At 67.6% G+C, this 17,483-nt stretch carries 13 protein-coding genes, 1 tRNA gene and 1 pseudogene; 4 read left to right on the top strand and 11 right to left on the bottom strand.

Going from position 1 to position 17,483, the window contains the following annotated elements:
- Positions 1 to 107: 107 nt before the first annotated feature.
- The 6 genes and pseudogenes from BFN01_RS04170 to aceE all read right to left on the bottom strand — a co-directional run.
- Positions 108 to 971: pseudogene (locus BFN01_RS04170) on the bottom strand (beta-ketoacyl synthase); the annotation flags it as partial.
- A gap of 79 nt (positions 972 to 1,050) precedes the next feature.
- Complete coding sequence (locus BFN01_RS04165) at positions 1,051 to 1,299, bottom strand: acyl carrier protein (protein ID WP_071641880.1); 249 nt, start codon at positions 1,297 to 1,299, stop codon at positions 1,051 to 1,053.
- 64 nt (positions 1,300 to 1,363) lie between these two features.
- A complete protein-coding gene (locus BFN01_RS04160) occupies positions 1,364 to 2,362 on the bottom strand; it encodes a beta-ketoacyl-ACP synthase III (protein ID WP_071641878.1) in 999 nt (332 codons plus the stop codon).
- Entirely contained in the window at positions 2,359 to 3,294 is a 936-nt protein-coding gene (locus BFN01_RS04155) for an ACP S-malonyltransferase (protein WP_071641876.1), read from the bottom strand. Before BFN01_RS04155 ends, BFN01_RS04160 begins: the two co-directional genes overlap by 4 nt.
- A gap of 109 nt (positions 3,295 to 3,403) precedes the next feature.
- Positions 3,404 to 4,594, bottom strand: a complete 1,191-nt coding sequence (locus BFN01_RS04150; protein ID WP_071641874.1) for a CdaR family transcriptional regulator — start codon at positions 4,592 to 4,594, stop codon at positions 3,404 to 3,406.
- A 28-nt stretch (positions 4,595 to 4,622) separates the two neighbouring features.
- Positions 4,623 to 7,349 carry a pyruvate dehydrogenase (acetyl-transferring), homodimeric type gene (aceE, locus tag BFN01_RS04145; protein WP_071641872.1) on the bottom strand — a complete coding sequence of 909 codons (2,727 nt, stop codon included), beginning with the start codon at positions 7,347 to 7,349 and terminating at the stop codon, positions 4,623 to 4,625.
- Positions 7,350 to 7,502: 153 nt separating this feature from the next.
- On the opposite strand from aceE, the gene BFN01_RS04140 reads away from it, so the two are divergent.
- Positions 7,503 to 7,575 (top strand) — tRNA-Val (locus BFN01_RS04140).
- A gap of 333 nt (positions 7,576 to 7,908) precedes the next feature.
- Here the strand turns inward: BFN01_RS04140 and BFN01_RS04135 are convergent.
- From BFN01_RS04135 to BFN01_RS04115, 5 genes are all read right to left on the bottom strand, one after another.
- Positions 7,909 to 9,128 (bottom strand): glycerate kinase (locus tag BFN01_RS04135; protein WP_218161796.1); only part of this gene is annotated, 1,220 nt, incomplete at its 3' end.
- A gap of 2 nt (positions 9,129 to 9,130) precedes the next feature.
- Entirely contained in the window at positions 9,131 to 10,312 is a 1,182-nt protein-coding gene (locus BFN01_RS04130; RefSeq protein ID WP_071641868.1) for a thiolase family protein, read from the bottom strand.
- 34 nt (positions 10,313 to 10,346) lie between these two features.
- Positions 10,347 to 11,807 (bottom strand): CoA-transferase, encoded by a 1,461-nt coding sequence (locus tag BFN01_RS04125; protein WP_071641866.1) that lies wholly within the window; start codon positions 11,805 to 11,807, stop codon positions 10,347 to 10,349.
- The gene (gene fabG, locus BFN01_RS04120; RefSeq protein WP_071641864.1) at positions 11,804 to 12,532 is read right to left on the bottom strand and encodes a 3-oxoacyl-ACP reductase FabG; all 729 of its coding nucleotides are present in this window, start codon (positions 12,530 to 12,532) and stop codon (positions 11,804 to 11,806) included. The genes BFN01_RS04125 and fabG overlap by 4 nt, the downstream gene beginning before the upstream one ends.
- On the bottom strand, positions 12,529 to 13,581 hold the full coding sequence (locus tag BFN01_RS04115) for a LacI family DNA-binding transcriptional regulator (RefSeq protein ID WP_071641884.1): 1,053 nt from the start codon (positions 13,579 to 13,581) through the stop codon (positions 12,529 to 12,531). Before BFN01_RS04115 ends, fabG begins: the two co-directional genes overlap by 4 nt.
- Positions 13,582 to 13,871: 290 nt before the next feature.
- Between BFN01_RS04115 and BFN01_RS04110 the strand changes: the two genes are divergently transcribed.
- Genes BFN01_RS04110 through BFN01_RS04100 form a run of 3 tightly spaced genes read left to right on the top strand, consistent with a single transcriptional unit; the run spans position 13,872 to position 17,463 of the window.
- The gene (locus BFN01_RS04110; RefSeq protein ID WP_071641862.1) at positions 13,872 to 15,386 is read left to right on the top strand and encodes a sugar ABC transporter ATP-binding protein; all 1,515 of its coding nucleotides are present in this window, start codon (positions 13,872 to 13,874) and stop codon (positions 15,384 to 15,386) included.
- On the top strand, positions 15,383 to 16,393 hold the full coding sequence (locus BFN01_RS04105; RefSeq protein WP_071641860.1) for an ABC transporter permease: 1,011 nt from the start codon (positions 15,383 to 15,385) through the stop codon (positions 16,391 to 16,393). The genes BFN01_RS04110 and BFN01_RS04105 overlap by 4 nt, the downstream gene beginning before the upstream one ends.
- On the top strand, positions 16,390 to 17,463 hold the full coding sequence (locus BFN01_RS04100) for an ABC transporter permease (protein ID WP_071641858.1): 1,074 nt from the start codon (positions 16,390 to 16,392) through the stop codon (positions 17,461 to 17,463). The genes BFN01_RS04105 and BFN01_RS04100 overlap by 4 nt, the downstream gene beginning before the upstream one ends.
- Positions 17,464 to 17,483 lie beyond the last annotated feature (20 nt).

Below are 17,483 nucleotides of genomic sequence, written 5' to 3'. Positions count from 1 at the left end.
GTTTAACTCTCCAGCCTGTTATGCGTTATACAACGACTATACGACTCTCCGTAGTCGTATCCTGTCCTTTTTTTTTTTTGAGTTCGTCGGCAGCGTCAGATGTGTATAAGAGACAGGGCCGCCTCGACGGCGCGCGCCGCGCCGGTGCCCTCGGGGTCGTTTCCGGTGATGTGGTACGAGTCGGCCGTGACGCCGCCGCCCACCACATAGCCGTAGATCTTGGCTCCGCGGGCCGTGGCGTGCTCTTCGGTCTCGAGCACGAGGGCGGCGCCGCCCTCGCCCATCACGAAGCCGTCCCGGTCGATCGCGCCGGGTCGGGATGCGGTGGCCGGGTCGTCGTTGCGACGGGAGAGCGCCTGCGCCGAGGCGAAGGACGCCATCGTGATCGGGTGGATCGCCGACTCGGCGCCACCGGCGATCACGACGTCGGCGAAACCGTCCTGCAGGTGCTCGTACGCGTTGGCGATCGACTCGGTGCTCGACGCGCACGCGCTGACCACCGTGCGGGCGAACGCCTTCGCGTTGAAGTGCAGCGAGAGGTTGCCGGCACCGGCATTCGGCATGAGCATGGGCACCGTCAGCGGCATGACGCGCCGGGGGCCCTTCTCGCGCAGGGTGTCCCAGGCATCCAGCAGCGTCCACACGCCGCCGATGCCGGTCGCCCAGTCGATGCCGAGACGCTCGGGATCGACATCAGGGGATCCCGCGTCCTCCCACGCCTCACGCGCCGCGATCATCGCGAACTGCGTCGACGGGTCGAGGCGCTTCGCCTCGTGACGCGGCAGCACCTCCTCGGGTCGCACGACGGCCTCCGCGGCGAAGTGCACGGGGATCTGGTACTTCTCGATCCAGTCGTGCGGCAGCGTGCGGGTTCCGGACTGGCCGGCGAGCAGGTTCGCCCAGTTCTCGGGAGCCGTGCCGCCCAGAGCGGACGTGGCGCCGATGCCGGTGACGACGATGCGCTTGGTCATGGAGGTCCTTCGTGAGGAGGAGGGATCGGTGCAGGAGGATGCCACACCCCGCGGTCCGCGGGGGTGGCATCCGCAGGTGTTACTCCTGGCCGGCGACGATGAAGTTGACGGCGTCGGCGACGGTCTTCAGGTTCTTGACCTCGTCGTCGGGGATGGTCACGCCGAACTTCTCCTCGGCGTTGACGACGATCGTCATCATCGAGATCGAGTCGATGTCGAGGTCGTCGGTGAACGACTTCTCCATCGTGACCTCGGACGCGTCGATGCCCGTCTCGTCGGTGACAAGCTCAGCAAGGCCGGCGAGGACCTCGTCGTTGGTGAGAGCCATGGTGTTTCCTACTTTCTCGGAATGGGTTGGACCGGTGATCAGTCTAGGGAAGGCGCGGGCCGGATCAGGGCAGCACGACGACCTGCGCGCCGAAGACCAGACCGGCGCCGAACCCGATCTGCAGGGCGAGACCGCCGCTCAGCTCGGGGTGCTCCTCGAGCAGACGGTGCGTCGCCAGCGGGATCGATGCGGCCGACGTGTTGCCGGTGGTCTCGATGTCGCGCGCGATGACGGTGGTCTCGGGCAGCTTCAGCTGCTTCGCGAACTCCTCGATGATGCGCAGGTTGGCCTGGTGCGGGATGAACGCGGCGAGATCGGATGCCTCGATGCCGGCCCGCTCGAGCGCCTCGCGGGCCACCTTCGCCATCTCCCACACCGCCCAGCGGAACACGCTCGGGCCCTCCTGGCGCAGCGTGGGCCAGGGGGCCTTGCCGTCGCGGAAGTCGGTGAGGGTGTGGTTCATGCCGACGAGGTCGGACTTCGAGCCGTCCGAGCCCCAGATGGTCGCGGAGATGCCAGGGGTGTCGCTCGGTCCGATGACCACGGCGCCCGCGCCGTCACCGAGCAGGAAGGAGATGCTGCGGTCGGTCGGATCGACGACGTCGGAGAGCTTCTCGGCGCCGATGACCACGGCGTGGCGAGCGGCGCCGGCTCGGATGAGCGCGTCCGCCTGCGCGACGGCGTAGGCGTACCCGGCGCACGCGGCGTTCATGTCGTACGCCGCCGCGGGTGTGGCGCCGATGCGATCGGCCACGATCGCCGCGACGGACGGGGTCTGCTTCGGGTTGCTGATCGTCGCGACGATCACCAGGTCGATCTCGGCCGGGTCGACCCCCGAGCGCTCGACGGCTTCCTTCGCTGCGGCGGTGGAGAGCTCGATCACACTCGTCTCGGGCACCGCGCGGGTGCGGGTGATGATGCCGGTGCGCTGCCGGATCCACTCATCGCTGGAGTCGATGGGGCCGACCAGGTCGTCGTTCGGCACCGCGTTCTCACCGCGCGCCGCGCCGACCGAGTAGATGCGGGTGTAGGCGGGGCCGGTGGCCTGCTTGAGGGTGCTCACGAGAGTGCTCCGTTCTGCGATGACCCGGTCAGCAGCTCCACAGCCGCGTCGAGGTCGTCGGGGGTCTTCACTGCGACATTCGGCACGCCGCGCAGTCCGCGCTTGGCGAGGCCGGTCAGGGCTCCGGCGGGGGCCACTTCGATGAAGCCCGTGATGCCGGCGGCGGTGAACGCCGCCATGCACAGATCCCAGCGCACCGGCGAAGAGACCTGGGTCACGATGCGGTCGAGGGCGTCCTGTCCGGCGTCGACGACGGCGCCGTCGCGGTTCGACCAGAGGGTGACGGTCGGATCGTTCGCGGCGATGTCCGCCACGGCGGCGCGCAGCGTGTCGACGGCGGGAGCCATGTACGAGGTGTGGAACGCGCCCGCGACCTGCAGCGGCATCACGCGCACGCCGCGCGGGGCACGCTCGGCCAGCTGAGCGAGCGTGGGCAGCGCGCCGGCGGCGACGATCTGCCCGGCGACGTTGTAGTTCGCGGGGGTGAGCTCGAGCTCGTCGAGCAGTGCCAGCACCTCGTCGACGTCGCCACCGAGCACCGCGCTCATGCCGGTGGGTGTGTGAGCTGCGGCATCCGCCATCGCTCGACCCCGGATGCCGACCAGGCGCATCGCGTCGTCGGCGGCGATCACCTCGGCGCCGACCAGGGCGGCGAGTTCACCGACGGAGTGTCCGGCCACGCCGTCGGCTCGGCGGCCGGCGCGCAGGCTCAGCTGCTCCGCGGCGATCAGCGATGCCGCGACGATCAGCGGCTGCGCGATGCGCGTGTCGCGGATGGTGTCGGCGTCCGATTCGGTGCCGTGCGCGATCAGGTCGACCTCGGCGGCGTCGGAGTACGCGCTCAGCCGGTCGGCGACGCCGTCCAACTCGAGCCACGGAGCGAGGAAGCCGGGGGTCTGGGAGCCCTGTCCGGGCGAGGCGACGACGATCACCTGTCCAGTCTGCCAACGATCGGTCACCGGTGGTGGATGAAACATCACAACAATCGACGAATCGATTGTGCGTGGCGCACATCGATTCGTCGCGTGCCGCTTCGGGGCGTCAGCGACGCCGCGTCACTGCACGACGTCTGGCGGGCTCCGCGGTGCCGATCGAGCCGAGGATCAGGGCCGTCTGCAGGATCAGTGCTTCGCGCGGGCCGGTGGCATCCCAGCCGATCACCTCGGTGACCCGCTTGAGCCGGTAGCGCACCGTGTTCGGGTGCACGAACAGCTCGCGGGCGGTGGCCTCCAGCGACCTGCCGTTGTCGAGATAGCTCCACAGCGTCGTGACCAGATCGGTGGAGTGGGCCTGCAGGGGTCGGAAGATCCGGTCGATGAGCGTCTGCTTGGCCAGCGTGTCTCCGGCGAGGGCCCGCTCGGGCAGCAGATCGTCGGCCTCGACCGGCCGCGGCGCGCCCCGCCAGGCCCGGGCGACGGCGAAGCCTGCCAGCGCGGCACGGGCGCTCTGCCCGGCGTCGACGAGCGCGGTCACCGGCGGGCCGAGCACGACGTATCCCGGCCCGAACGAGGGCTCCAGGCGCTGCGCGATCTCGCTGAACGGCAGGTCCTCGGTCTCCTCCTCCTTGCCGGGCACGCGGGCGCGACCGATGACGAGCACGAGCCTCGAGCCCTGCACGCCGATCAGCACGTCGACCGACATGCGCCGGGCGGTGCGACGCACCAGGTCGACGTCGAACTGCGGGGGAGTCGTGCCGACGAGGACGCTGACCTCGCCGTGGCCGTGCCACCCGAGGGCGGCGATGCGGCTGGGCAGCTCCTCGTCGGCCTCGCCCGTGAGGATGGAGTCGACCACGAGTGCCTCGAGCCTGGCATCCCACAGTCCGCGCGCCTCGGCGGCGCGGGCGTACACGTCGGCCGAGGCGAACGCGACATCGCGCGAGTAGAGCAGGATCGCCTCGCGCAGATCCTCTCCGCGTCCGGCGACACGCTCCTCGGTGACCTCGACGGTGACGCGGATCAGCTGCAGCGTCTGCTGCAGGCTGACGCTGCGCAGCAGCTCGCGCGGAGCGGCGGCGAAGATGTCGGCGGCGATCCAGGGGGTCGACGTCGGATCCTCGTACCACTGGATGAACGACGTGATGCCCGCCTGGGCCACCAGCCCGACGGCGGAGCGTCGGGCCGGTGGCATGTCGGCGTACCACGGCAGGGTGTCCTCGAGCCGCTTGATCGTCACCGTCGCGATGTCACCGGAGATCCGGCGCAGCCAGGCGAGTGTCGCGGCCTTGTCCATGGCCTGCTGGGCGGTACTGCTCACAGGTTCAGCTCTCGCCGCCCGCGTTTCCACTGGTGCCGGCGTTCACGTCGAACAGACGGTACTTCTCGATGGCCTGGCCGATGACCGAGCGGTCGACCTTGCCCTCGTCGGCCAGCGCCTGCAGAGTGCGGACCACCATGGACGGACCGTCGATCTTGAAGAAGCGTCGCGCGGCCGCGCGGGTGTCCGAGAAGCCGAAGCCGTCGGCGCCCAGCGTGTAGTACGGGTTCGGAACCCATGGACGGATCTGGTCCTGCACGGCGTGCATGAAGTCGCTGACCGCGACGACCGGGCCCTCGGCGCCCTGCAGCTTCTGCGTGAGGTAGGCCGTCTGCGGCTCCTCCTCGGGGTGCAGGAAGTTGTGCTCGTCGACGGCGAGTCCGTCGTGGCGCAGCTCGCTCCACGAGGTGACCGACCACACATCCGCGCTGACGCCCCAGTCCTGCTGCAGCAGCTCCTGGGCCTCCAGCGCCCACGGCACGCCGACGCCGGAGGCGAACAGCTGCGCCTTGTGGCCCTCGCCCGTGCCGGGCTTGATGCGGTGGATGCCGCGGATGATGCCGTCGATGTCGGCATCCTCCGGCTCGGCCGGCTGCACGAGCGGCTCGTTGTAGACCGTGATGTAGTACATCACGTCGGGGTCGGGGTGCGATCCGCCGTACATCCGCTCGAGTCCCGAGCGCACGATGTGCGCGATCTCGTAGCCGTATGCGGGGTCGTACGAGACGGTGGCCGGGTTGGTGGATGCCAGCAGCGGCGAGTGTCCGTCGGCGTGCTGCAGTCCCTCACCGGTCAGCGTCGTGCGGCCGGCGGTGGCGCCGATGATGAAGCCTCGCGCCATCTGGTCGCCCGCGGCCCACATCGCGTCACCCGTGCGCTGGTAGCCGAACATCGAGTAGAAGATGTAGATCGGGATCAGCGGCTCGCCCTGCGTGGAGTACGACGTGCCAGCGGCGGTGAACGCCGCCATCGCGCCGGCCTCGTTGATGCCGACGTGCACGATCTGCCCCTGCGGGCTCTCCTTGTACGCGAGCAGGAGCTGGCGGTCGACGGAGGTGTAGTGCTGGCCGTTCGGGTTGTAGATCTTCGCCGTCGGGAAGTACGCGTCGATGCCGAACGTGCGCGCCTCATCGGGGATGATCGGCACGATGCGGTTGCCGAAGTCCTTCGCCCGCAGCAGGTCCTTGAGCAGACGCACGAACGCCATGGTCGTGGCGATCTCCTGGGTGCCGGATCCCTTGCGCGGCAGCGCGTAGGTCGACTCCTCGGGCAGCGTGATCGCGGTGTGCGAGGTGCGGCGCTCGGGGATCATGCCGCCGAGGTTGCGGCGGCGCTCGAGCATGTACTGGATGGTCTCGTCGTCCTTGCCCGGGTGGTAGTACGGGGGCAGGTACGGGTTCTCTTCCAGCTGCGCGTCCGTGATCGGGATCTGCATGGTGTCGCGGAACGTCTTGAGGTTGTCCAGCGTCATCTTCTTCATCTGGTGGGTCGCGTTGCGGCCCTCGAAGTGCGGACCGAGGCCGTAGCCCTTGACGGTCTTGGCGAGGATGACGGTCGGCTGGCCCTTGTGCTCCATCGCCGACTTGTAGGCCGCGTACACCTTGCGGTAGTCGTGACCGCCGCGGCGCAGGTGCCAGATCTCGTCATCCGAGAGGTCCTTGACCAGGGCTGCGGCGCGCTCATCGCGACCGAAGAAGTTCTCGCGGATGTACGCGCCGGACTCGGCCTTGTACGTCTGGTAGTCGCCGTCGGGGGTGGCGTTCATGATGTTCAGCAGGGCGCCGTCGGTGTCGCGGGCGAGCAGGTCGTCCCATTCACGGCCCCAGATGACCTTGATGACGTTCCATCCGGCGCCGCGGAAGAAGGACTCGAGCTCCTGGATGATCTTGCCGTTGCCGCGCACCGGGCCGTCGAGACGCTGCAGGTTGCAGTTGATCACGAAGGTGAGGTTGTCGAGGCCTTCGTTGGCGGCCACCTGCAGCTGTCCGCGGCTCTCGACCTCGTCCATCTCGCCGTCGCCGAGGAACGCCCAGACCTGCTGGTCGCCGGTGTCCTTGATGCCGCGGTTGGTGAGGTACTTGTTCGCCTGCGCCTGGTAGATCGCGTTGATCGGCCCGAGACCCATCGACACGGTCGGGAACTGCCAGTACTCCGGCATCGACCGCGGGTGCGGGTACGACGGAAGGGCGTGGCCCGCGTGCGACTTCTCCTGACGGAAGCCGTCCATGTCGGCCTCGCTCAGGCGCCCCTCGAGGAACGAGCGGGCGTAGATGCCGGGGGAGGCGTGGCCCTGGATGAAGATCTGATCGCCGCCGCTGGGGTGGTCCTGGCCGCGGAAGAAGTGGTTGAAGCCGACCTCGTACAGCGAGGCGGCTCCGGCGTACGTGGAGATGTGCCCGCCGACGCCGATGCCGGGGCGCTGTGCGCGGTGCACGGTGATGGCCGCGTTCCAGCGGATCCAGTGCCGGTAGCGGCGCTCGATCTCCTCGTCGCCGGGGAACTCCGGCTCGTTGGAGGCGGCGATGGTGTTGATGTAGTCGGTGGTCGGCACCATCGGCACGCCGAGGTGACGCTCCTTCGAGCGCTTCAGCAGGCTGAGCATGATCTCCCGGCCGCGGCCGGGACCCTTCGCATCCACCAGCTCGTCGAGCGACTGCTGCCACTCGCCGGTCTCCTCTGGGTCGCTGTCCAGAGGTGCCTGGGAGTACGGATCCTGATCGTGGACGGTCACGTGGAGCCTTTCGTCAAGCTGGCAGGTCGTGCCAAGGAAACGGGATGCGCCGCGGTCGGACCTTGTCGGCACCGCACAACGCGCGCTGTGGTCAGCCTATATCCGTTCTGAAGACGTGTTCCGCAAATTCCGCACCGTAGAATGGGGCTACCAGGGCCTTTAGCTCAGCTGGTAGAGCGCCACGTTTACACCGTGGATGTCGTCGGTTCGATCCCGGCAGGGCCCACCGTAAGTACTGGTGTCGGTACTCAAGCGATCGTCATGAAGACGCGACTAGTGTCCCCTTAGCGTGGATCGGCCCGGGGCGTTCATACTCTGCGGCTGGCGGCTCGGACTCTCGCTCAGCGGGGATCACCCTCTGTCGTGGTTGATTCTGCGCGCGCCCTTGTGCACCTGCCAGCTTCGGGCGGAGCAGCTGATCTCCCCACGCTCTCCGAAGAATAGGTGGGCCCGTCAAGTGCGATCGAGGCAGCCCGCTAGCTGTACTTTCCCGTGACGTTGTGAACGCGGGAGGAGAGGACTTGGCCGTCGATGCCGGGACTGCTGCACGAATAGGTNNCCTATTCGTGCAGCAGTCCCTGATGCTCCGCCAGACCGGCGTGATCCAGTCAGAAGCATGACCGACACCAGTTCGGCCACATGGCGCGCGAGCAGACCAGCTGCATCGGCCTGCAATTCAGAGAGCTCAGCCGCGGACTCAGCGATTCCGAATACCCCTGCGATTCCTTCGAGCCGCCCGCTGCTCCGCAGATGGGCCGCTGCGCGTGTGTCACCCGCGATGACGACGATAGGGGGACGGTTGGGTAGCAGTTGGGCCATCTCGAGAAGCGTGCCGACGACCTTGCCGTCGAGCGACTGCGCGTCAAACCTACCCTCGCCGGTGAAGACGACGTCGACGTTCTCGAGCGCCGACGACGCCCCTGTCTCGGCAGCGAGGAGCAGGCCGCCAGCGACCACCTCGACCGAGCAGAATGCGGCCGGAAAAAGTTGCATTCCGCCGGCGGCTCCCCCACCCGCTCGCGCCCGAAGATTTCTGCCCGTGCGCCGCTCGAGTAGCGCCGAAGCGTGATCGAGCGCTCGCTCGAGGTGCGCCACCTGATCGGGGCCCGCGCCCTTCTGCGGTGAGTAGCGCTGCGCTGCCCCGGTCGGGCCGAGCAGCGGTGCTTTTACATCGGCGACAAACACCCACTCGGCGGCGAGCGCGCTCGGTAGCAGTCGCGTCGCATCGACTTCGGCGAGATCGACCAGTGCGCCTCCCCCCCGTCCGAGCGACTGGCCCGAAGCATCGAGTAGCCGCGCGCCCAGGGCCTCGAGTATGCCTGATCCGCCGTCGCTCGTGGCGCTGCCGCCTAGGAAGATCATCAGGCGTTCGGCGCCCCGGTTCAGTGCGTCCGCGACGACGAGCCCCGCTCCGTACGATGAAGCTGCGAGCGAACGCAACTCGACGTTGGACACCGCGGGTAGTCCGACAACTTCAGCCACCTCGATGTAGGCGATGCGCCGCGTGTCGTCGAGAAGGTACTCGACGGACCGGGGTCGCCCGATCGCGTCGACCGCCTGCACGGTGACGGCCGCGACCTGATCCTGTGCCTGCAGCAGCTCCAAGCTGCCCTCGCCGCCGTCGGCAAGCGGCTTCGAGGTCACCTCGACCCGCTCGCCGAACCGCTCCGCGAGCAGGGTCGCCGATGCTCGGCAGGCCTCCGTCGCCGTCATCGACCCCTTGAAGGAGTCGAATGCGAGAAGCACTCGCAGCGCGGGCTGCTCCTCGAGGGCCGGCATGATCAGAGCGCCCGGACGATCGCGGCGACTCCCTGGCCTCCACCGATGCACATGGTCACGAGACCGTATTCACGACCGAGACGGCGCAGGTTGTAGATGGTGCGAAGCGTCAGAATCGCACCGGTGGCGCCGACCGGGTGCCCCCAGGCGATCGCGCCGCCGAGCGGGTTGACGATATCGGGGTCCAGACCCGCGTCACGCACAACGGCCACCGCCTGCGAGGCGAACGCCTCGTTCAACTCGATCCAGCCGATGTCGGAGAGCTTGAGACCGGCCTTGTCGAGCACCTTGCTGATGGCCGCGGTCGGCGCGTATCCCATGATGTCCGGCGCGATGCCCACCTTCGCGAAGGCGACGAACTCGGCGATCTTCGGCAGCCCGCGTAGGTCGGCTTCGCTCTCGCGTGCGAGGACGAGCGCCGCAGCACCGTCGTTGATGCCCGATGCGTTGCCGGCGGTGACCGACCCGGTCTTCGAGAAGGCCGGGCGCAGCTTGCCCAGGCTCTCCAGCGATGTCTCTCGCGGGTGCTCGTCACGATCGACGATCACATCACCGCGTCGCGAGCTGACCGTCACCGGTGCGATCTCGGCGTCCACGAGGCCCTCGGCCTGTGCGACTGCAGCGCGGCGCTGGCTCTCCAGCGCGAAGGCATCCTGCTCCTCTCTCGAGATGCGGAACCGCTCGGCGACGTTCTCGGCCGTGCGCCCCATGGGGTACTCCCCCCAGGGATCGGTGACGAGCGACAGCGTGCCGTCGACCAGCTCGTGGTGCCCCAGGCGGTACCCGTTGCGCGCCTGGAAGTCCATGAACGGCTGGCGGGTCATGTTCTCGGCGCCGCCCGCCACGACGATCGAGGAGTCGCCCTCGCGCAGCTCGGTCGCAGCCGTGGCGATCGCCTGCAGCCCCGATCCGCACAGTCGGTTGACGGTGAGCGCCGTCGATGAGGGGTCGGCTCCGGCTTCGAGCGCCACTCGGCGGGCCAGGAACGCGTCAGGTCCGGTCTGCCCGACGCAGCCGATGACGAACTCCTCCGGGTCCTCGGGCTTCAGACCGGCACGGCTGAGCGCCTCCTTGACGGCGGTGGCGCCGAGCACGTGCGCCGGCACATCCTTGAATCCGCCGCCGAAGGACGCGACCGGGGTGCGCGCGCCCTCGACGATGACGATGGGGTCATGCGATGACATGTGTTCATCCTTCCTTGAGCTTCAGTGGGTGCGTTCAGGCCGCGGCGAGCGGAACTGCCGCCAACCGCTCCCGCGCCTCGTCCGTGTCGTCGCAGCTCAGCACGGTCCACCCGGCTGGCGCGAGTTGCAGCGTGTAGTCCTCCGTGGCCAAGAACACCTGCTGCCCGTTGCGCAGCGCTTCGCGTCCGTTGAACGTGAGGTGGTCGATCTCGTCGACGAACTTCGGGTGGCGTCCGGCTCCGGACATGAGGAAGCAGACGCGCTTCGCGCCGCTCAGGATGTCGATGAAGCCACCGCAGCCGATCAGTCGTCCGCCCAGTTTCGAGACGTTGACGTCGCCTGCGGCGTCCACCTGGCCGACTCCCATGAAGGCGATGTCCACGCCGCCCCCCGTGTAGAAGTCGAACTGCGCACTGTGCGAGATGATCGCGGAGGGGTGCTGGGCCGCCCCGAAGTCGGTGCCGCCGAGGGGCACTCCGCCATAGACCCCTGACTCCATCGACATGGTCACCTGCGGGAGCAGCCCGTTCTCGGCGAGCGCGACTCCGATGGTGTCGCCGGGGATTCCTGTGCCGACGTTGATGATGTCGCCGGGCTTCACCAGGTTTGCGCCGCGACGCCCGATCGCCATGCGTGCAGGTGCGATCTCGCGTGAGCCGAGCACCCGGGTCAGCGCCTCATCCGAGATGACACCGCCGATCAGACCCGGGTCGGCGACGAAGGAGTCGCTCTGACGGTGGTGCTCGACAACGTCGCTCGTGACGACGACGTAGTCGACGAGCGCCGCCGGCACCGTGACGTCGCGAGGCTTGATCTCGCCGTCTTCGACGATCTCCTTCACCTGGCAGATCACGATGCCGCCCGAGTTGTGCGCGGCCTGTGCGAGCGCGAGCGCATCGAGGCCGGCGGCCTCTCCGTCCTGGGAGACGTTGCCCTGCCTGTCCATCCGCGTGCCTCGGAAGATCGCGACATCGACGGGAAAGGACTTGTAGAGGAGGTTCTCTTCGCCGCGGACGGTCACCTTCTCGACGTAGGCGTCCGGTTCGAGCGCTTGTCGCGCACTCGCGTTCACCCGACCGCCCTCGAGGTCGGGATCCACGAACGTTCCGATGCCGACGCGGGCGAGATTGCCGGGGCGGCCCGCCGCGATCGCGTGCAGGAGGTTCGAGGCCTGGCCCTGCGGCAGGCAGACGCCCTCGACCCCGTCGTCGTTGATGAGCGTGCCCATGCGGGGCGCGAGCCCCCAATGCGAGCCGACGATGCGTCTGAGCAGGCCGGGCTCTGCCCACCGCTCCATGCCGATCTCGCGATTGGACTGTCCTGAGATATGGAACAGCGTGAGCCCGGAGGGTGAGGACGTCGCGAGGTACGACCGCTGGATCGCCGCATAGATCTCGTCCGCGACGCCCATGAGGGTGAAGCCGTCGGTGCCGACCGTCTGACCGTCCTCGATGACGCCGGGGACCTCATCGGCGGTGATGATCTGGGGACTCATATCTGGTACCCCCCGCCGACCTCGAGCACCTGTCCGGTGATGTACGACGCGTCTTCGCTGAGGAAGTAGGCGACCGCCGCTCCGACATCCTGCGGCTTGCCGGCGTAGCCGAGCGGGATCTTCTCGAGCTGCGCCGCGTAGATGTTCTCGGGCAGCGCGCTGGTCATGTCCGTCTCGATGAAGCCGGGGCAGATGGCGTTCGCCGTGACGCCGTACCGGGCGAGCTCCTTCGAGAGGGTGAACGTGAGACCGAGCACGCCCGCTTTCGCGGCCGCGTAGTTGGCCTGGCCGATGTTGCCCTCCCACGACGCCGACGAGATGTTGACGATGCGTCCGCGTCGTGCCTCTCGGAGGTGGCGTGCGGCGGCACGGCTCACGTAGAAGACCGCCGAGAGATCCACCGCGAGCACCTGATCCCACTGCGCGTCGGTCATCTTGTGGAGCATCGCGTCTCGGTTGATACCGGCGTTGTTGACGACTCCGTAGAGGCCGCCGGCACGCTCGGCGAGCGCGTCGATCGCCTGATCGACGGCCGCACTGTCGGCCACGTCGAGCGAGATGCCCTCGTGCTCGGGCCCGAGCCGCGCGGCGGTCTCTCTGGCCTGGTCTTCATTGACATCGGCGATCACGATCGTGAAGCCGCGAGCCGCGAGAACCTCGGCTATTCCCGCGCCGATGCCACGAGCTGCGCCGGTCACCAGCACGGTCCGTGTTGTTGCACTCATTTCTTTCTTCCTTTCAGGGGGCATCCGCAGCTCGTACCGATCCGCACGGTGTGCGGGAGCGTCACGACGTCCGCCGGGTGTTCCGGGTGTTCGATGTGGTCTATCAACAGGTCCGCCGCCCTCTGCGCCATGTCGCGTCGGGGCTGCACGATGCTCGTCAGCCCGACCATCGGCGTCGCCGCGACGTCGATGCCGTCGAAGCCGGAGATCGCGACGTCGTCGGGCACGCGCAGACCCATGTCGAGGGCCTGACTCATCACGCCCAGGGCGAGGATGTCGGCGCCGCACAGGATGAAGCGCGGCGGATTCGACGACGACAGGAGCACCTGAGCGGCATCGCGGCCGCTCTGCAGCGACAGCGGAACGCTGATGCGGAGCGCCCCGGGAATCGTGACGCCGGCGCGCTGCGCCTCGCTCACGAAGCCTTCTTCGCGGCTCAGCGAGGCAGACGAGGTGCGGGGACCGATGACCGTCGCGATCGGCCAGCGCTGGTGCCCGAGCGCGTGCCGCATGATCGCGGCGGCCGCGCCGTGGTCGTCGATCCCGACGAAGTCGGCTTCGACGTGTCGGAACTTTCGTGACAGCTGCACGAGCGGCACGCGCGCCTGCCGGAGTCTGCGAACAGCGCTGGCGTTGTCGGAGCGCGCGATCGCGAGCGCGACGCCTTCGACATTGCGGTCGAGCATCGCTTCGATCGCGCGGGTCAGCGATTCGAGGTCGTCGTGGGTGTGCGACAGGAAGACGTCGTAACCGCGCTGCTGGGCGGCCTCCGAGAAGCCGACCGACAGTTCCGGGTAGAAGGGGTTCGCAATGTTCGAGAGCACGAGCCCGAGGATGCGCTGATGATCGCTGCGCGGATTCGTCTGACCGAGAGCGAAGCCGATCTCGGTCGCGGTGGAGAGCACGTGCTGCCGAGTCGCCTCCGAGACGCCGGGGCGTCGGTTGAGCACATATGACACCGTGGCCGCCGAGACCCCGGCTGCGCGGGCGAGCTGGGCCGCTGAAACACGGTCCTTCGGGCGGATCATCGCCGGGCTGTTTGCCGACATCTCGAACTTCACCTCCGTTGGTTCCGCGTCTTGGGGTCTCAAGGTAGGTTCACTGAATTACGTTCAGCAACGTTAAGCATTGATGCCATGCGGTACTCACGCCCCATTAGACCCCGGCGGACGACACTTTGCACGAGATTCATTCGAACGTTGCTTAACGCTCTGCTCGGTGCGCACCATTGGGACGTATCAGAGTTCTCTGTCAGTGCGGACAGCTCCCTCGGCACGACTCCCGCACGGACGCGAAAGCAGCTGACAGAAGGTGAACTTTTTCGGCCGAAGGGGTCAGTATGAGCGAAACCGAGTTCGTGCTCGAGATGCGGAACATTCGCAAGAGCTACGGCAGCACGCAGGCGCTGAAAGGCATCTCTGTCGCGCTGCGCGGCGGGCGGGTCTACGGACTCGTCGGAGAGAACGGCGCCGGCAAGTCGACGCTGGTGAAATCGATGTGCGGCGCGGTGATCCCCGATGACGGCGAGATCGTCCTCGGCGGCACGCCGGTCACCATGCGCGGCCCTCAGGATGCCAGGGATCTCGGCGTCAGCACCGTGTTCCAGGAGCTCAGCCTGATCGCCGACCTATCCCTGGCCGAGAACATCCAGCTGCAGCGAAAGGACGGCTGGGTGTCCGGCCGCCGCAAACAGACCCGGTATGCAGAGAAGCTGGCGGCCGAGTGGGGCCTCGCCTCCATCGATGCCTCGTCGCGGATCGACTCCCTCTCGCTGCGCGACCAGCAGCTCGCAGAGATCCTCTGCGCCGTCAACCGCCCGCATCAGGTGCTCATCCTCGACGAGCCCACGAGTGCCCTCCTGCCGGACGATGTCGATTGGCTGGAGAGGATCATCCGGCGCGTCACCGCGGCGGGCGCGGCCGTCATCATCATCACCCACATGCTCGAAGAGATCGAGCGCTTCTGCGACGAGATCTACGTGCAGCGCAACGGTCTCCTCGTCGACAACGTCGACCGGTCGGCCTACGACCGCACCACGGTCATCGAGCAGATGATCGGTCGATCCCTCGAATCCGCGTACCCTGAGCGGCCCGCGTTCGACGAGGCATCTCCGGTCGTCCTGCAGGCCGAGTCGGTGGGCACCAAGGGCCAGCTGAGAGATCTCGACCTCTCGATCCGTGCCGGCGAGATCGTCGGCGTCGCGGGCCTCGACGGCCAGGGACAGGAGGAGATCTTCGAAGTCCTCGCGGGCGCGCGTCGCAAGAATGCGGGCACGGTCAGACTCGACGGAAACACGATCAACACCTCTTCTCCGGCGAAGGCGCTCCGACCGAAGAAGGGCGTCAATGGCATCTCCCTCGTGCCTGCCGAACGAAAGACCCTCGGTGCGATCCTCGAGATGTCGATTCGCAAGAACATCGCCCTGCCGGTGCTGCGCCGGGTGACGTCCGCGTTCTGGATCAACGATGCGAAAGAAGAGTCGGCCGTTCGCAACCTGATGCGTTCGGTCCAGGTCGACGAGACCAAGATCGATGACCCGGTCAGCTCGCTCAGCGGTGGGAACCAGCAGAAGGTCGTCTTCGCCAAGGCGCTCGCGAACGACAGCGACGTGCTGCTGCTGTTCGACCCCACGCGCGGCGTCGACGTCGGCACGAAGTACGAGATCTACCGCCTGATCGGCGACTACGCGCGGCAGGGGAAAGCCGTCCTCGTGTACTCGACCGAGATCCCTGAGATCGTCAACCTCTGCCACCGTGCGATCGTGATCTATCGCGGCACCGTGGTGGCCGAATTCCAGGGCGAAGACCTGCAAGAAAGCAACCTCATGTCTGCAGCGATCGGAGCCAGCCGATGAAGTCCCTGAAAAGCACCACTCAGCGTCTCGCCGAGAGCGGGCTCATCGTGCCGATCCTGTTCGCCGTCGCGCTCCTGGCGATCTATGCCTCGCTCTCCCCGGGCGCGCTGTCGCCGGCACAGATCAAATACACCCTGATCAACGCGACCCTCACTCTCGCGCTCGCTGCCGCCGGTCTCGCCTTCGTCGTTCTCGTCGGCGGCCTCGACCTGTCGCCGGCTGGCATCATCGCCGTCACGAACGCGGTTCTTACCATCAACTTCGGCGGTGGTGTCGGGCAGCAGATCCTGTGGGTGCTGATCTCGATCGCCATCGGGGCGCTCGCGGGTCTCATCAACGGCCTCATCGTGACGACGTTCAAGCTCGAACCCGTGGTCGTGACCCTGGCCACCGGCTTCGTCTACTCGGGGCTCGCCCTCCTCCTGCTGCCCAAGCCGCGCGGCATCGACCCCGTCGAGGGGTTCTCGGTCATCGGGTTCGTCACCTCTGATGTCGGCGGCATCCCGGTCGGTCTCATCATCATGCTGCTCATCGTGGTCGGCTGGGTGTTCCTGCGCCGCTCGCGGTTCGGCGGGCAGCTCCTGTCCGTGGGCAGCGACGAGGAGTCGGCGCAGTACTCCGGCTTCAAGGTGCGTAAGATCAAGCTCGTCGCGTTCACGCTCGCCGGTGCCCTTTACGGTCTCGCCGGAGTCGCGCTCACCTCGCAGACCTCGGGCGGCGACTCGCAGATCGGCAGCGCCTATCTGCTCGGCGCATTCGCAGCCATCGTGGTCGGCGGCCTGCGGCTCGGCGGCGGTCGCGGCTCCGTGATCGGGGCGATGCTCGGCGCCTTCTGCGTGACCATCCTCGTCAACGTACTCTTCGTGCTCGGGTTCGCGAGCTTCTGGGGCACGATCGGCCGCGGCATCCTGCTGCTGATCGCGCTGGGGATCCAGAGCGTCATCGCCGTGACGATCCTGCAACGAAACCGAAAGCAGTCGATCACTCTGGAAGGAGCCTCGTCGTGAATCAGAAAGTGAGCTTCGACACCGCGGTTCATGGCGTGCAGCGCTCCCGCCGCAGGCGCGGGCCGCTCGATCTCGGCGACGCGCGCCGCACGGTCACCGTCGTGTGGGTCGTGGTGGTCCTGGTCTACCTGTTCATGCTGCTGATCCGCCCGAACCTCGCAGGGCCCTCGAGCATGCAGACCATCATCTCGCTCGCGGCGATCACCGCTGTGGCGGGCCTCGGCCAGGGCGCCGTGGTGTTCGGCGGCGGCATCGACATGTCGATCCCGTGGATCCTCAGCTCGTCGGCGATCCTGTTCACCGCGGTCTCGGGCGGGTCGAACGACCGCTTCCTGCTCGGCGCGATCGTCGCAATCGCCTACGGCGCGGCGATGGGCGCGGTGAACGGATTCGGGGTCTCGTTCTTCGGCATCCACCCCGTCGTGATGACGCTCGCGCTCAGCGCGATCCTCGAGGGCAGTTCACTCGGGTGGACGGGCGGTGCCGTGACCGGCTCGCCGCCGCCGGCGATCGCGCAGTTCATGAAGGGCTCCGACGGCAGCATGCCGATGGTGATCCCGGCGCTGCTCGTTCTGACGGTGATCGTCTGCTTCGTGTACCGGCAGACCCGCTTCGGCCGCGAGTACCAGGCCGTCGGCCTGAACCCCGCCGCGTCGAGGCTCGCCGGCGTGCGCTCCAAGGGCATCATCATCGCCACCTACGTCATCTCGGGTGTCAGCGCCGCCCTCGCCGGCATGATGCTCTCGGGCCTCGCCGGTCAGAGCTACCTCGCGATGGGATCGCCGTATTTGCTCATGTCGGTGGCGGTCGTGGCCCTCGGTGGTGCGGCGTTCTCGGGCGGCCGCGGCCACTTCCTCGGCACCCTCGGCGGCGCCGTTCTGCTGAGCATGCTCGTCACGCTGCTCATGACGTTCCAGCTGCCCGAAGCAGTGCGCACGATCGTGCAGGGCCTCGTCATCCTCGTGGCGGTGATGTTCGCGAGCATCGAGTTCCGGCAGCGGAAGCGCAAGACCTCCAAGAGGCGTCAAAAACCTGACGCTCTTGAGTCAGCACCAATATTTATTCAGTAGTGAAAGGGAAGGGAAACACC

The sequence above is a fragment of the Microbacterium sp. AR7-10 genome, assembly GCF_001878835.1.
Classification (GTDB): Bacteria; Actinomycetota; Actinomycetes; order Actinomycetales; family Microbacteriaceae; genus Microbacterium; species Microbacterium commune.
This window is presented reverse-complemented; position numbering and strand designations above follow the sequence as displayed.